Here is a 14,693-nt window from a genome sequence, read left to right on the forward strand (position 1 = left end):
CGCAGTGCCCCAACGGTTGCGGCGGCGAGCTCGGTCGTTCCGCTCGCCGGCTGATACCTGTTGCGCTGCACGCTCTTCTCGTCGGTGCCGACGCGCCCGAGCGCTATCCGCCGGCTGTCGTCTCCGAGGGGGTTCGCGGCAAGTCGGCCTCGGCGAGGGCCTGCTGGAACAGCCGGAGCTTGTCCGGTTTCCCGCTGGGCCCGATCGGGGGTGCCGCGATCGTGGTCACCCGGCGCGGCGCGCAGGCCGGGCCGACGCGGTCGATGACCAGGGCACGCACTTCGTCCGGGTCCGGGTCGCGGCCGTCGGCGGCCACGACGAACGCGTGCACCGCCTCGCCGGTGGTCTCGTCCGGAACAGCGACCACATAGGCCTCGACGATGTCGGGGTGTTCGGCAATGGCCCGTTCGATCGGGCCGATGTAGTGCACGGCCGCGTCGACGATCACCACGTCGCGGGCGCGGCCGGTGATCCGCAGCCGGCCGTCGTCGTCGAGCCGGCCCAGGTCGCGGGTGCGGATCCAGCCGTCCACGTAGACCTCGGCGGTGAGCTCCGGGTCCGCCCAGTAGCCGCAGGACTGGTTCGGCGTGCGTACGAACAGCTCACCCTCGCCACCGTGGGGCACCAGTCCGCCGCGCGGGTCGCGGATCTCCAGCTCCACCTTGTCCGACGGGAAACCGACCGTTCCCGGCGGATCGGCGGGCGTGCCCATGGCGATCATCCCGGCCTCGGTCTGGCCGTAGCCGTGGAACACCACGGGGCCGAGCACGACCTGCGCCTCGTGGTGGCGGTCGTGCGACAGAGGCGAGCCGGACACCAGGATCGCTTGCAGCGCCGACAGATCCGACGGCCGGGTGCGCTGCTGGGTGATCATCGACGACAACCGGGGGACCGTGACCGCGGTCGCAGTGGCCCGGGAGCGGGCGAGCGCCTCGGGCAGGGTCTCCGGACCGGACGGGTCGACCAGGTCGGCGACGACCACGATCCCGCCGACCACGACGGTCATCGCGGTGTACTGGAACACGACCTGGCTGGCCAGGGTCTCGAACAGCAGGAACCGGTCCATCCGCGGCGCCAGGTCGCGGATCGCGGGCGCCCACCGGTGCGGGCTCCACGCCCACTCCGCGGTCATCGCGGTGTAGGTCTGGGCCACCGGCTTCGGGACGCCGGTGCTGCCGCTGGTGTGGATCAGGCGGGCGACGTCGTCGGGCCGGGCGGCCGGGCGCAGCGGCTCCGGTTCCGTGGCAAGCAACGCGTCCATGTCCAGGGCGCGCACGTGCCCGGCGCGGTACCCGGTGCTGTGGTCGGTGATCACCACGGCGTTGTCCAGACCTAGCAGGTACTGCACGTGCGTGTCCGGCAGCCCCGGCCGCAGCCCCATGAGCCGCGCGCCGACCGCGTACACGGCGAGGATGGTCGCGAACGCCTGGTGGTGGATGCCCAGGGCGAGCGCGACGCCGTCACCAGGCCCGATGCCCTCGGCGCGCAGCCCGGCGGCCGCGCGGGCGGTCAGGTCGAGCACCTCCCGGCCGGTGACCAGCCGATCGCCGTGTTCGAACACCGGACGGTCGGCGGCGTCGGCGAGTGCGTCGAGCACGGCCGCGGGGAAGAGGCTGGTATCACGGGCTTGCATTCACGATCCCTACGCGCAGTGGTCGCAGACCCTGGACTGGTCCGTACGTGGCCGCACCCCGCTGGGCCACGAGGGATGCTACTCATGTCGGACCGTCGGGGAAGCGCCCCATCGGAGCCGCCTCCGCCGCCGAGCTGTCAGGGACGAACGCTGATGATCGTCTTGCCCTTGCGGCGCTCGGTCGAGGTGAGGGTTGCGACGGCGTCGTCGAGGGACGCGACGGTGCCGATGTTCGTCCGGAGTCGTCCGTCGCGCACCCGTTGGACGATCTCAGTCAGTTGGGCGCGGTCAGACTCGACGACGAAGTCGACCGCCTGACCGTTGGCCGGCCGCACCTCGGGCGGCCCGACGACGGTCACCAGTGTTCCGCCGGCCCGGACCAGGGCCGCGGACCGCTTCTGGATGTCGCCGCCGATGACGTCGAAAACGAGGTCGACGCCGCCGATCTGGTCCAGCGCGTCGGTTTCGAGGTCGACGAACTCCTGCGCGCCGAAGTCGAGCGCCTTCTGGCGGTCGGCCGCGCGTCCGGTGCCGATGACGTACGCGCCGAACTCGCGGGCGAGCTGGGTGACGATCGACCCGACCGCGCCCGCCGCGCCGTGCGCGAGGACGCTCTGGCCGGCGCGCAGGCGGCCGTGCTCGAACAGTCCTTGCCAGGCGGTCAGCCCGGAGATCGGGAGGCTCGCGCCCACCGTGAAATCGACGTCGCCCGGCAGCGGCGCGAGGTTGCGTGCCTCGACGGCCGTGTATTCGGCCAGCGTGCCGTCGCGGTGCCAGTCCGTGAGGCCGAACACCCGCTGTCCCACCGACAGGCCCGTCGTGCCGTAGCCGAGGGCGGTGACCACTCCTGCCAGCTCGTGTCCGAGGATCGACGGCGTCCGGTCACGGCCGGCCCGATCGGTCCAGGTCGAAGGCCACTCCGTCTCGGTCGGGACATAGCCCGAGGCATGAACCCGCACCACGACGTCGTTGATCGCCGGCTGCGGTTCGGGCCGCTGCACCAGGGTCATCCCGGCTGTTCCCGCCGCCTCGTCGGTCACCACGATCGCCTTCACCGAGCACCTCCCGTGCTGGACCATTTCGTCCACTCTAGCGCATGCCGGGGTCCGTGGGCGTCGCAAGAACCAGGTAAGTTGTGGTTCTTGATCCGGGACCAAGTAGTCCACAGGCGGGCCGCTGGGTAGCCTGAGGTCCGTGACCGGGGCGGAGACCGTGCGGCCGGGGCGGAGGCTGACGCCGCGTGGCGCGGCCACCCGCGCACGCATCGTCTCGGCGGCCGCCGAGCTGATGTACGTCAAGGGCGTGAACGCGACCACGCTGGACGACGTCCGGGCCGCGAGCAACACCAGCAGTCCCAGCTGTACAACCACTTCCCGGACAAGGACGAACTGGTCCGGGCTGTCGTCGCGCAGCGCGCCGTCGAGGTCCTCGAACGCGAACGTGGTTACCTCCAGCGCTTGAAGTCCTTCCATGGCCTGCTCCGCTGGCGGGACGTGCTGGTGCAGCGAAACGCGTTGCGCGGCGGCGCCTACGGCTGCGCGCTCGGCTCGCTGGCCAGCGAGGTCGCGACCAGGACGACCAGGCCCGCGCCACGCTCGCGCAGTCGTTCGTGGCATGGGAAGGGCTGCTCGCCGCAGGCCTCCGGCGGATGCGGGAGAGCGGCGTGCTCAGGCCGGACGCCGACCCGGACAAGCTCGCCACGGGCTTGATGGCCGCGTTGCAAGGCGGATACCTCCTCGCCGAGACCGCACACGACGTCAAGCCCGTGGAGATCGCCCTCGACATGGCACTCGACCACGTGAAGTCATTCCTCGCGGTCGCGCCGCCGTCCGAGTGAACCTGCCGGATGGACCGACTGGTCACCATCCGAGCCTGGGGTCGGCGTCGGCTTCATAACCGCGCGCGAACCAGGCTTGGTCTCGAACCAACAGCCTGTCTCTGGGCCACCGCACGCGGCTGATTCTGTCCGCGACTTCCGTCTCTGCGCGGCTACTGAGTCAACTCGGGCCGTCATGGTTGACGGTTTGGCCCAGCGATTCCTCTGTCCCGTTCAGCCGAGGAGATCGGTAGGTTTGGTTCGCAAACCGCCCATGTCGATCATGTGGAGGACGAAGTCCGCGGCGTTGGTGGCGGCCTCCACGTGGTAGCGGTTCGTGGTTCGGTAACCCCAGTCGCTGATGGCTTTCACGACGATCCATTCCACTCCGGCCCGTCGGGCGGCAGCGTGAAATCCGGCACCTTCCATCTCGCCGCCGACGGCACGTGGGTACCGCTGGCGGAGTTCATGCACCACCGCGTTCGAATCCACCTTCGTGGTCCACGCCAGCATCTCCCCAATGTGCACCCGGGTCCGGTCCCAGTCCTGTTCAGCGGCATGACATCGGTCCAACAGGACGTGCGTCCCCTGCACGTTCTCACCTCGGTCCTCCGAGACCACGCTGCCTGCCACGTCACGGACACCGGCGAGGTTGAGGTCACGGACCCGTTGGGAGACCAGGACATCGCATAGCTTCTGTTCCTTGGGGTACAGGCCGTAGCAAATACCAGTGATGATCGCGTAGTCCGGCTTGATCTGACGGATGGCTGCGCTGGCCGTCAGCATGGCGCCGGCAGGACCGCCAACCCCTTGCTCACCTGCCTGCACCAGACTCACGCGGGCGCCGCCGATTGTGCCAAGTTCGTACACGGCGCCATGACCGGTGAAATCGCGCTGGGCACGCCGCCCGGTAATGCGCTCGGCGCCCGCCAGCACAGCGTTGCGTTCCTCGGCCTTCACGGACATGATCAGGACGCGGGGCACAGTCCGCCGCCTCTCTTGCTCCGCCCGGCGGATTGCCGTGCGGTGGTTTTTGGTCAGCGTGCGCGCCGATACAACGCCTACCAGCACCGTCACCGGCAGCAGGAAGTGAACGAGGAAACCCATGCCGGTGGATTCCACGCTGCTCGGCGCCAAGCCGGGCACATCACGCCAGAGGAACTGGTACGCGAGCCAGTGCAGGGCCCGGCCGTAGGTCAGGAGCGCGGTCGGGCAGGTGTAGTCGTGGCATGCCGACTTCTCCCAGTCCACCATCGCCAGCGGTATGAGGGCGATGAGGGCGGCCACGCTCGCTGCGAACAAGCGGAAGAACGGTATGTAGACCAAGCGGGGGCTCACGTCGTCTGTCCGAGCCTGCGGTGCCAGCATGATCAGCTCCGACCCCGGGCCGAACGGCACGTCGGCGTCGGCGCGGGACACCAGCCAGCGCAGTACCGGTTCGGTGGTCACCCCGCTGGCCAGGCACACCAGGGTGTCGTGTACCCGCACGCTTTCGGCGTGCCCGCCGATGTCACGAGCTGAATCCTGGACATCTCGTGCGATCAGCCGGTGCAGCCTGTGCAGGACATCCTCGAGCATACGGCCGGGTGTGTGCGCGTCGGCGTCGTGCAGCAGAACCAAGGACCAGTGGTGCCACACGGCCGTGCCCACTGCGGCCTCGCCCGGTGCTAGCCGGTGACGGGCCAACATCGGGTGTGCCACGCCGATGCTCAGGGCCACCGAGACGAACAACAGGGCGAGCAGGAGCACGCACACTGCGACCAGCAGTGATCCAATCGCCAGGGCAACGGCCAGCGACAACAGTTCCAGTAACGCGGGCGTCGCGGCGAACACCGCGATTCCCCAGTTGCTGTCCAGCCACCGACACACGGTGGCCGAGGCCGGCAACGGGTACCTGGTCCGCAGGCCGAGGGGCGTCTGGAGCACGGCGAACTCGTCCGGGCCGCGCCACACCAGCCGTTCCTCGCAATCGGCGATGTACAACGCCAGGGGCAGTGGCCCACGGGCATACAGGATCCGGGTCGTGTCCCGCGGGCGCAACGACTTCAGCACCGTCGCGGCTCGCGGTGACGCTCGCACCGAACGAGCCGCCGCCCGGTAGTCGGACCACGTCGCGTGCCGCAGCGGTGCCGTCTCGCGTTCGCTCATGAAGGCTCAGCTCACCAAAGTCCGCTTCCGGGCGGGCAAGCAGACTCACCCGCAACTCAATGAGACCACGACACGACGGTTGAGGACGTCCGAGTTGCCGTCCGGCGGCGCGGTGTCCGTGGGGAACGGCCCCCAGCCGCGGCCCTTCGCAATGAGCTGGGTCGCACCGGCTCCGAGTTCCACTAGCGTGGCGCGGACCTGTGCGGCACGGTCCAACGACAGCCCGTTGGGGTCGTCGGCACCGTAATGGGCGATGGACCCGGTGATGGTGCCGGTGGCGTCCGGGTTGTCCCGCAACCAGTCCGCCACTTTCGCGAGCTTGGTACGCGCCGCCGTCCGGTCGCGAAACTCCGTCTTGTCCGCCACGAACCCGACCGCACCGTCGTCCTGCAGGACTAGTTCCTTGTCACAGCCGATGACCAGGTCGTCGGGCGGCGGGATCGGGACTGGGCTGACCTCCGGCAGACCGACGTCGGCTGGAGTCGTGCTCGGCGTCGGCACTGACACCACGGCTCGCGCCCCGGCCGCCTTCACGATCAGCTGCCAGAGTTCGATCAGGTGGCCGCGCTGGCTGTCACTGAGTTGGGCCTGCGGGGCCGACGTCCAGCCGATGCCGGCCAGCACCACGGTCCGGCCGTGCAGGTCCGGCAGTTCGCCGGTCTTGACCAGAGCGGCGACCACCGACTTCGGATTGCGGTCGAGCAGATTGTTCTTGCGGAAATCCAAAGGCGCCATTGTTTGCAGCCCGGAATCGATCAACGCCACGATGCCGTTCGGGCCGGCCGAGCTCGACGCCAAGCCGAGCGCTGCGAGCGGGTTCGATTCCCTGGCGGCGGCGTGCATCCCGGTCGTCAGCACATGCACGGCGTCGACGAAGTTGGTGCGGTTGTGCGTGTTCGCCGTGTCGTTGTTGGCCGTGGGTACGTAAGTCAGGACGCAGCCGATCGTCGGCGTGCCGTCGGCCCGGATGATCGTCACACCCTTGCCGCTGGTCTTGGTGATCGCGTCGACATCCGCGTCCAGCACGGAGGGCCAGTTCGGTTTCGCGCTGTTGGAACGGTCGCCGACGGCGATGGCGAGGCCCTGCGGGGCTGGACCTGTCGGACACGGCTTCGGGTGATCGTTGCCACAGGCCGCTGTACCCAAACCGGCCGAAGCGAACAGAGCGGCCACAACCAGCGCTCGGGTGGCGCTGCGCCCCCAGTGTTTCATGGTGGTCACCTTCAAATCGTCGCAGTGGGGCTGGGGCTCTGCGGGGCAGGCGCCGCGTCCGGCCGGGTCAGTCCGTCGGTGGCCGACGGGTCCTGTAAGTGAGCCGCGATCATCAGGTTCGCCTTCTTCTTGAGCCACTGGGCAGTGGCTTTCCGGAGGTCGATCGCGGCCCGGTAGTTCACGTCCTCGCGATCCCGCTGCTCCTCATGCACCCGCAAAGTGTTGAAGGAACGCTGGTACGCCGGCTGCGAGCGGCTCAGCCTCTTGGACGCCCTGTTGTGCCCGCGCAACGCTTTGCGGTAGCGACCGCGGTACGGGTTGCGGGTGAAGTACTCGCCGAACCCGGCGACTGCACCGGAGGCGACGTACAGGACCAGGAACATGAACGCGCCGACGATCTGGGTCGACTGCTCGTCCGCCGCACCGGGGAGATAGGAATTGGCTCCTGTCGGTGCGGCGGCGGTTAGTCGCACGAGCAAGGCCAGCGCGCCGAGCGACAGCCAAGCTATCAGCAGGACCGCGATCGGTAGCCGTCCGACGTCGCCGTGGCCCGCCTTGCGGTCACGGATCATTCGGCCCGCGAAGTGCGCGAGCATGAGCGAGGCTGCGGTGAATCCGACTACGGTCAGCCAGGCCAATGTGGCGGTCAACTGCTGCATCACGATCGACACCACGTTGTAGAACATTGCCAGGTCGGCTGCGGCCACAGCTGCCAGCGCCAGCAGGTGGACCAGCTCCGCGATGGGCAGTCCAGCGAGGTCCGCGGAAACCGCGTACCCGTCGTCCGGGCGTTCACCTGGACGTTCATCCAACTTCTTGACGCTCACGATGAGCACTCCTTCATGGTGCGGCCTCGATGCTGGGACCCCGCCCTAGAAGGTTCGGCACGCACAACCGCACCAACCTTCCGCGACGAGGGATCAGGCTGCCTGTTCATCGGTGTCGGCTTCCTCTGAGTACGACGTCCCGCCCAAGGAAGAGACCGTGCCGCCGCCGTCGGTTCTGGCCGGCCACCGGGTTCGAAGGTGTTCGGTGCGTGTTCCGGTCAGCGCCTCCGCGGCGGCGTCCAAGGCTTCACGGGCGTGCAGAACCCGGGCGAGGTCCGCTTCATAACGAGGCTTTTGCCGGGCGAGGTCCTGTTCGGCCAGCCCGACCAGCACCGTGGCCACCGCCTGGCGCTCGTCGTGAATCGGCTCCAGCAGCGCGATCTCCGCAGCGAGCCAGGCATCGACCAGATCGCTCAGCACGTCGCGGGAGCCTGCGTCGAGCCCATCTGGCCGCAGTCCCTTCAGCTGTTCTTCAACATCCTCGATGCCCCGCCGCCTCGCGTCCTCCACGGAGGCGTACGGCGGCAACTGCATGATGTCCAACTCGCCGCTCGTGGCGCGGGCGTAGACATCATCAGGCTTCTTTCGCCGCTTGGGCAGCCATCCGGTGAACCGCCTACGCGATGGCACTGCGATCATGCTGCCTCCTCGTTGTTTTCGGGTTCGATGTGCACGGATTCCGGTGTGTGGCCCAACGCGTCGCGCCATGTGGTCCACGCGGGCTTGTCCTGCCACCCTGAGCGGATCAGCACGCCGAGGCGGTTGCCGTCCGGATGCTTGCGGATAAGCCTGCCCAAGTAGGACGCGACGCGACGACGGACGTACGCCTCGACGATGGCGGCCTCCGTGCGGACGACCTCGAAACGCACCTGGATCCTTTCCCGGACCAGGGCGGCCTCCTGGTCGGCCGCTACCACCGCGGCACGGGCGTTGACGACCGCGCTCTCCTTGGTACGCTGCTGTTTCACGAAGTCCTGTCTGCGCCGTGCGGTCACCACCTCGATCTTGGTTTCGCCCTCACCATTGGCTCTTTGCTGCAGTTCCTCCTCCGACGGTGCCGTCAGGTCCGCCAACTCCTTGGTCGCGGTCTCCACCCGGGTCACCGCGGAGGTGTGATCGGCGCGCACGCGTTCAAGTCGGATCCGGTCCTCGGCGACGCCCTCCTGAAAGCGCGCCCACGCCAGTTCGGCCATGCCGCGGCCCAATTGTCCCAACTGGACGGTGCGGGCGGTGGCCCACGCCAAGGCGGGCCGGCTGGGGTGCGAGGTGTCCTCAACGGTGATGAACGGGGGTTCCTGCGCGCCACCTGTCGGCACAAGCAACTCCGGCATCCCGCACTTGGCGTCCTTGCCCGCGCACCGCCAATCGCTCCAGCGGGCGAACAATCCGTACTTGATGGCTTTGACCGCTGCGGCGTCGCGTTCGATCGCCTTCTTCGGCATGTCGGTGCCCTCCTCAGTTGGTCGGGAGTTGGTCGAGGTGCTGGCCCGTCAAAGAGCCGACGATCTCGCCGAGCACGACGTCGAGTGGCTTGCCGTCGGCGAAGACGGAGGCGAGTCGAGCGCCGAGGCCGGATCCGGTGAAGTGGTACACCGACACGGAGTCGAGGGCCCCGCCGGTCAACTCACTCGGCCGGCCCCAGCCAGTCTCCGCGGGAATCACTGCGAAGATCCGGGTGTAATTCCCGGCTCGCAGCGACTTGGAGATCGCGGCTTGTTCGTCGCCCAGCAGCCCATCGGTGATCACGACCAGGGCGCGGGCGGCGCAGGTCGATGCCTTGCCGTTCCGGGTGCGTGCGGCCACCAGTTTGTCCACCGCAGGCCCGAGATTGGTTCCGTCGGGCTGGGTAATGGTGGGCATGCGGGGCGGCCTGGTAAGCGACCGCAGCGCGGTGGGCCGCAACGCCAGTTCACCGGAGCCTGCGAAGAATGCGGTGGAGAGGCGGTCCGCGTCGGTCAGCACACGGCGGGCGAAGGTGAACAGGGCCAACTCGGCCTGCTCACGCTGGTCGCGGAACTGTTCCATGGAGCCGGACACGTCGACCGCTTCTTCCAGGCAGATCGGGCCGGTGACGAGCCGTGGACCGGCCAGCGTCGAGGTGGCCAGGCTGGTGGGCTTCTCGGACTCGCGGCAGGACACGACGGCCAACAGGAGCAAGAGCAGGATGGCGAGCAACTGCAGCAGGCGCGCCAGCCAGTGCGGCATCTTCTTTGGCGGCTTGGCTGTGGGTTGCTTCTGGTGGAGCGGAATCCGTTCGACGAGTCGTTGCCCGCGGTCGGGTGTCGCCGTTGTCATGACACCTCCTTTCAGTGGGGGACAACCGCCTCGGAACTTGTCCGAGTCGCGGTCAAGGCCGAGGCGCGACCAAACGAGTGATTGTGCTCGGTGGGTGGTGAGAACAATTCGGGATTGACTACGGATCGTGGTGCGGGGACGAACATGACATCGGCACATTCGCTCGATCGGTTACCGTTGGCAGCGAGTTCTCTAGCGGTGGATGTCAGCTCGCCCGTATGAGGGGTCCAGGTGCAGGCACGATTGTCCCGCCATTGTCATGTTTCTGTCCGACGCATGCTGCGGATAGCGAGTGGACGATGTTCAACTGATGGTCCACGCCGGATGGCGGGACAGGGACAGATCGTTCCACCTAAAGGAAACGAAGGGTTTATAGTGCGAACGAGGGCGCATCGTCAGGTATCGCTGGTCCGTTGCACGCGTTACAGAGCTTACTTTCTAGGATGGTCCCTTCGCGCTTCTCGAGGTCTCCCGAGTGGCGGGGTCGCGATGGTTCGCCGCAGAAAATCGCCGGCCGCATAGGCAAGCCGTGTCCGGTGATCTCGGCCTCCGCCGCCGTGTATCGGCCCTGGTGCGGCCCGGAATTCGCGAACCTGACTTCGTGGATGCGGGCGAAACCTCGACGTCGCCGGTGACGTTGGACAGGCTGGGCGCTGCGTTGCCGACATTGGAACTGCAAGACACCAAGGTCGCTGTGCATGCCCAGGGTATTGGTGAAGGTGACGAGGTGAGCCGGGGAGCCTGGGTAGACGTTCAGACGGAACGGTTCAGGTGGCGCTCGCGCTCCGGGTATTGCCGAGATTGGTGAGCAGCAGTGCATTGCCCGCGGCATCGGCCAGAGGTAAATGCATAGGTCGGGGTCACCATCGCCTCGGTCAGCAGGACCGGATCGTCATTGGTGCGGGCGAGCGCGATCAACGCCTTGGTCAGGTTCGACGCGCTCGTGCACCACCGGGATCCGTTGCGGGCACGCTGGCGAGCACGGTCCGGACGCGGCAACCGAGCCGGTCAACGAGATGGTGTCGCCTGCGACCTTGAACTGTGCCGCGCCATCCCGGGGAGGGTCAAGTATTGTCGCTTCGTGTCCGGGGGAAACGGTCGAGGCGCGACCTCACATCAAGCAGGTCGATCACTTGGTCGATCGTCCGCAAGTCCGGTCCAACGGTCGCACGGTTTCAACACTCGGAGTTCGCCGGCGATGATCTACTCGACCGCGTCGGTCATCGTGGGCCGTCGAGGAGTGGTTCAGCGCACATCACCTGTTCGAGCGTACGACGTTCTTGGTCGGTGAAGGCCAGAAACAGGATGTCCGTGAGCTTCGTGTCGAGGTCGTGGGTCAGGAAGTCGATCACCGCGGACAGCATGGCCCGCGCCGTCGGGTCGACAGGTGCGCCGCCGACCCCCACTCCGAAGAGGGGGAACAAGATGCGGCGTGTCGTGGGATCCTCCTCGGCCAGTGATGTGGCCCGGGCCAAGACGTTGCGCACGCACCCTCCGATGTCTCGGACCTGGCCGTAGCCGTCGCCCGGTTCGCCTTGGACCGCCGCGACATGGATGAGGTGGCGGACGCCGTTGCTCATGGCCAGCGATCCAGCCGAGGTGACGACGGCGGTGCCAGGCGCGACCGGTCGCCGGGTGACTCGTGCTTCGAGTTCGTCCGCGATCAGATCCCGAACAATGCGTCCCGTCTCGTCGCGTTGCGCGCCAAGGTAACGGATAATAGCTGAAATGCTGAAGTCGGTGATCCGGGCCATCTGCATGTCGGTGTTCTCGCTGTTTACCCAGATGTCGACCGACCGGACGCGGCGGATATCGCCAGGAACGATACCAATGGTGCAGTGGTGCGCCGGAGTCGTGAGTCCGAACGATACAGGGAAATGTGATCCACTTGATGGACTTCCCGGTCGTTCCGTCAGTTCTGGCACCGTCCTGCGTAAAACCGAGGTAAGGTGTTCGAGATCGGCGTCGATGGTGTAGTGGCGAATCCGTACGTATTGGGTGCTGGTGAGGAATTGTAAAGCCTGCGGTAGCGCGGCGGTATCCGGCAACTCGGCGTCCTCGATCAGCACTGGAACGACCCTGACGTCGTTGGCCCACGCCTCGGCGATCTCCTCGTGGACCCAGTCGCGATCCGGCATCGGGCTTGTGTTCCAGCGGGATCCGATGACGGCCAGGAGAACTCGGCACCGCCGCAAGTTGTCGAAGGTCTCACGCTGGAAGTCGGCGCCGCCGTCGATCGACGAAGCGGCGAGGAACGTGGTGCCCGGTCCAAAGCGGCGGACCAATTCCCGATAGAGCAACGCTGCATAACCGGATTGGTCTCGCACTCGGTAATTGATGAACACGAAGGGCATCACAACGCTCCAAGTCTACCGTCGGCCCATTGTCGCGCGATGGTGGTGTGTCGGCGACCCGGACCAGTGGTGGCGGCTGGCTGCTGCCCCGGTCGCCGTCCGGAGAGCTCATCGTCTTCGGCGCCTTCATGGTCGCCATGATCATCTCGGTGGGCGAGCGCGGCTGGCTCCTCGCGTTGTATGCCAACGCCAGGGCGGTGCTGAGCGTGCCGATCTTTCGCCGATTACGTCCTGGCGAAGCGCTACGTCCTGTCGCGCCGCTGTGACCGCGATGTCGCTGGGCTCGTCGGCTGCGCGGTCGCCAATGTCCTTGATAACGGGGTGCCGTGGGTCGCCTACGGCCTCGCTGCCTCGCTGCGCGGGCTCCTCGCCGCATTCGTCGTCCACCAACCCGGTAATGAAGGCAGCTCCGGACGGGAGACGTGACCTTGGATCACAACTGATGCGGATCGCCATTGTCGGACTCTGAATCGTCGACGCCGGCGTGGTGTGCTTGCTCGTCGCCGGCTGTGCGGAAGTCATCCACTTCCAGTGGAGGGCGCATGCTGCGGGTACCGCCTACGTTGGGTCAACGTGCAACGCGAGGGGCCGCGGGTCAACCACGAGTTGACGTCGCCGGACCACTGAGTACGAGCCCCTCTCGCCGCCGGGCTCCGGAGTTGACGCCGCGCGGCGGCCGGGAGAGCAGTGATCCCCGAGCGTCGTTCCGCTGGCTGGCGATCAGGCGCTCACCCAGCGTGAAGAAGGCGAGTCTCCCGGACCTCGGCTCGAATCAGGCGTTTCGCGGACCTTCCCCTGGATGTCACGATTCTCGTTGAGAAGTGTCACGTCACCGCCCAACGGTGGGAACACTTCACAACCGAATCAAGGGAGGGCGCGCGTGTTATCAACCCTGCTCCGAGTACGCCCCGTTCGAACCTGGATCGTTCTTGTCGCCCTGGTCGTGGCGGTCGCCACGACGATCGTCGTGCTGGCGCCGAAGGCGTTGGCGTTCCCGCCGGACGTGCCATCCAAGTCCCAGGTGCAGTCGGAGCTCAACGCGCTGCGCGTGGCGACGGAGGGCTCGATGACCGGCTACTCGCGGGACCAGTTCCCGCACTGGCACACCGTTTCGGGCACCTGCGACACGCGGGAGATGGTGCTCAAGCGCGACGGCACCAACGTGACCGTTGGCTCGAACTGCTACCCGACGTCGGGCAGCTGGTTCAGCTACTACGACGGCGTCACCCGCACTTCGGCGTCGGAGATCAGCATCGACCACATCGTGCCGCTGGCCGAAGCGTGGCGTTCCGGCGCCAGCAGCTGGACGATCTCGCGCCGCGAGGCGTTCGCCAACGACCTCGACGGCCCGCAGCTGATCGCGGTGACCACCGAGATCAACAGCTCGAAGGGGGACCGCGACCCCTCGGCGTGGAAGCCGCCGCGCACCAGCACCTACTGTGGTTACTCGAAGTTCTGGATCCACACCAAGTACCGGTGGGGCCTGACCCTGCAGTCGGCGGAGAAGTCGGCGCTGCAGACCATGCTCAACACCTGCTCCTACTGACCCCGACCGCCCGGCGCCCGCCCGCGGCGGGCGCCGGGCCGCCAGGATGGTGCCCATGGCCGAGCTGACGTCCACCTTCACCGCGACCCCCGACGGCGTGCTGACCGCCGAGGTCGGGGTGATCACCGGTGACCTCGAACTGCGATCGGCCCGCGCCGAGGACGGCACCGTGCACCTGACGATCCGCTACCGCGGCGCCGCCGAGTGGTACCACCTGCCCGGCGACCCGTACCATCTGCACGACCCACGCGACCTGGAAACGGTGCACCAGGTGCTGGTCGCCGTGCTCAGCCGGCCATCGGCCACCTGACCGGACCGAGCTGAAGGGCCGCGTTCTCGCTGTCCGGCAATCGGGTGGTGGCGCCGCTGCGAAAAGGCGACCGTGATCGGTTCCACTAGGGTCGGCGCATGATCGATTTCGACAAGAGCACCGTGTTCCGGTTGTCCGCGTGCCCGCCGGAAACCGTGGCCGACACGGTTCGTCCGTTGCTGATCGACGGCGAGAACCTGGTGTCGGCTTACAAAGGGGCCCGCGATTTCGTCGTCTTCACGACGAAGCGGCTGATCGCGGTCAACGTCCAGGGCATGACCGGCAAGAAGAAGGATTTCACCTCGTTGCCCTACGGCAAGATCCAGGCGTTTTCGGTGGAGACCGCCGGCACGTTCGACCTGGACGCCGAACTGGAAATGTGGTTCAGCGGCCTGGGCAAGGTGCGCCTGGAGTTCAAGGGGAGCTCCGACATCAAGCAGATCGGCCAGTTGATCGCCTCCTACGTCCTGTAACTCCGGCGCATCGAGCCCGGACAGCCAAAGATCATCGCTCAAACCCGCAACGGGACATCGGCCCAAGGCGATCACCTTG

Annotated in this window: 14 protein-coding genes; 5 read left to right on the forward strand and 9 right to left on the reverse strand. The window is 67.3% G+C overall.

What is annotated here, in order from left to right; all coding sequences use genetic code 11:
- Positions 1 to 103 precede the first annotated feature (103 nt).
- Together EV186_RS32110 and EV186_RS32115 are read right to left on the reverse strand one after the other, a co-directional pair.
- Positions 104 to 1,633: a class I adenylate-forming enzyme family protein gene (locus tag EV186_RS32110; RefSeq protein WP_133853256.1), complete on the reverse strand. Its 1,530-nt coding sequence runs from the start codon at positions 1,631 to 1,633 to the stop codon at positions 104 to 106.
- Positions 1,634 to 1,770: 137 nt separating this feature from the next.
- A complete protein-coding gene (locus EV186_RS32115) occupies positions 1,771 to 2,688 on the reverse strand; it encodes an alcohol dehydrogenase catalytic domain-containing protein (protein WP_133853257.1) in 918 nt (305 codons plus the stop codon).
- A gap of 479 nt (positions 2,689 to 3,167) precedes the next feature.
- On the opposite strand from EV186_RS32115, the gene EV186_RS39665 reads away from it, so the two are divergent.
- Positions 3,168 to 3,470 carry a TetR family transcriptional regulator C-terminal domain-containing protein gene (locus EV186_RS39665; RefSeq protein ID WP_424983830.1) on the forward strand — a complete coding sequence of 101 codons (303 nt, stop codon included), beginning with the start codon at positions 3,168 to 3,170 and terminating at the stop codon, positions 3,468 to 3,470.
- Positions 3,471 to 3,683: 213 nt separating this feature from the next.
- Here the strand turns inward: EV186_RS39665 and EV186_RS32125 are convergent, their stop codons facing one another.
- The 7 genes from EV186_RS32125 to EV186_RS32155 all read right to left on the reverse strand — a co-directional run bounded on the left by EV186_RS32125 (position 3,684) and on the right by EV186_RS32155 (position 12,285).
- Positions 3,684 to 5,597: a 5'-methylthioadenosine/S-adenosylhomocysteine nucleosidase family protein gene (locus tag EV186_RS32125; protein WP_133853258.1), complete on the reverse strand. Its 1,914-nt coding sequence runs from the start codon at positions 5,595 to 5,597 to the stop codon at positions 3,684 to 3,686.
- Positions 5,598 to 5,642: 45 nt separating this feature from the next.
- Positions 5,643 to 6,809 carry an OmpA family protein gene (locus EV186_RS32130; protein ID WP_341815854.1) on the reverse strand — a complete coding sequence of 389 codons (1,167 nt, stop codon included), beginning with the start codon at positions 6,807 to 6,809 and terminating at the stop codon, positions 5,643 to 5,645.
- A gap of 11 nt (positions 6,810 to 6,820) precedes the next feature.
- On the reverse strand, positions 6,821 to 7,636 hold the full coding sequence (locus EV186_RS40730; RefSeq protein ID WP_133853260.1) for a hypothetical protein: 816 nt from the start codon (positions 7,634 to 7,636) through the stop codon (positions 6,821 to 6,823).
- Between the two features lie 93 nt (positions 7,637 to 7,729).
- Positions 7,730 to 8,275: a hypothetical protein gene (locus EV186_RS32140; protein ID WP_133853261.1), complete on the reverse strand. Its 546-nt coding sequence runs from the start codon at positions 8,273 to 8,275 to the stop codon at positions 7,730 to 7,732.
- Positions 8,272 to 9,078 (reverse strand): hypothetical protein, encoded by an 807-nt coding sequence (locus EV186_RS32145; protein ID WP_133853262.1) that lies wholly within the window; start codon positions 9,076 to 9,078, stop codon positions 8,272 to 8,274. The genes EV186_RS32140 and EV186_RS32145 overlap by 4 nt, the downstream gene beginning before the upstream one ends.
- Positions 9,079 to 9,091: 13 nt before the next feature.
- Positions 9,092 to 9,931 carry a vWA domain-containing protein gene (locus EV186_RS32150; protein ID WP_133853263.1) on the reverse strand — a complete coding sequence of 280 codons (840 nt, stop codon included), beginning with the start codon at positions 9,929 to 9,931 and terminating at the stop codon, positions 9,092 to 9,094.
- 1,220 nt (positions 9,932 to 11,151) lie between these two features.
- Positions 11,152 to 12,285: a TIR domain-containing protein gene (locus tag EV186_RS32155; RefSeq protein ID WP_133853264.1), complete on the reverse strand. Its 1,134-nt coding sequence runs from the start codon at positions 12,283 to 12,285 to the stop codon at positions 11,152 to 11,154.
- Between the two features lie 29 nt (positions 12,286 to 12,314).
- Between EV186_RS32155 and EV186_RS32160 the strand changes: the two genes are divergently transcribed.
- The 4 genes from EV186_RS32160 (at position 12,315) to EV186_RS32175 (ending at position 14,614) form a co-directional block, all read left to right on the forward strand.
- Entirely contained in the window at positions 12,315 to 12,551 is a 237-nt protein-coding gene (locus EV186_RS32160; RefSeq protein WP_133853265.1) for a hypothetical protein, read from the forward strand.
- Between the two features lie 677 nt (positions 12,552 to 13,228).
- On the forward strand, positions 13,229 to 13,831 hold the full coding sequence (locus EV186_RS32165; RefSeq protein WP_424983801.1) for an HNH endonuclease family protein: 603 nt from the start codon (positions 13,229 to 13,231) through the stop codon (positions 13,829 to 13,831).
- A 55-nt stretch (positions 13,832 to 13,886) separates the two neighbouring features.
- Complete coding sequence (locus EV186_RS32170; RefSeq protein WP_133853267.1) at positions 13,887 to 14,141, forward strand: hypothetical protein; 255 nt, start codon at positions 13,887 to 13,889, stop codon at positions 14,139 to 14,141.
- Between the two features lie 98 nt (positions 14,142 to 14,239).
- On the forward strand, positions 14,240 to 14,614 hold the full coding sequence (locus tag EV186_RS32175; RefSeq protein WP_133853268.1) for a PH domain-containing protein: 375 nt from the start codon (positions 14,240 to 14,242) through the stop codon (positions 14,612 to 14,614).
- Positions 14,615 to 14,693 lie beyond the last annotated feature (79 nt).

The organism is Labedaea rhizosphaerae (genome assembly GCF_004362825.1).
Classification (GTDB): domain Bacteria; phylum Actinomycetota; class Actinomycetes; order Mycobacteriales; family Pseudonocardiaceae; genus Labedaea; species Labedaea rhizosphaerae.

Excerpts from the sequence above, each read along its gene's own strand:
- EV186_RS32110 (WP_133853256.1), bottom strand. The coding sequence starts at position 1,633 with ATGCAAGCCCGTGATACCAGCCTCTTCCCCGCGGCCGTGCTCGACGCA.
- EV186_RS32155 (WP_133853264.1), bottom strand. The coding sequence starts at position 12,285 with ATGCCCTTCGTGTTCATCAATTACCGAGTGCGAGACCAATCCGGTTAT.
- EV186_RS32125 (WP_133853258.1), bottom strand. The coding sequence starts at position 5,597 with ATGAGCGAACGCGAGACGGCACCGCTGCGGCACGCGACGTGGTCCGAC.
- EV186_RS32150 (WP_133853263.1), bottom strand. The coding sequence starts at position 9,931 with ATGACAACGGCGACACCCGACCGCGGGCAACGACTCGTCGAACGGATT.
- EV186_RS32130 (WP_341815854.1), bottom strand. The coding sequence starts at position 6,809 with ATGAAACACTGGGGGCGCAGCGCCACCCGAGCGCTGGTTGTGGCCGCT.
- EV186_RS32170 (WP_133853267.1), top strand. The coding sequence starts at position 13,887 with ATGGCCGAGCTGACGTCCACCTTCACCGCGACCCCCGACGGCGTGCTG.
- EV186_RS32175 (WP_133853268.1), top strand. The coding sequence starts at position 14,240 with ATGATCGATTTCGACAAGAGCACCGTGTTCCGGTTGTCCGCGTGCCCG.
- EV186_RS32140 (WP_133853261.1), bottom strand. The coding sequence starts at position 8,275 with ATGATCGCAGTGCCATCGCGTAGGCGGTTCACCGGATGGCTGCCCAAG.
- EV186_RS32145 (WP_133853262.1), bottom strand. The coding sequence starts at position 9,078 with ATGCCGAAGAAGGCGATCGAACGCGACGCCGCAGCGGTCAAAGCCATC.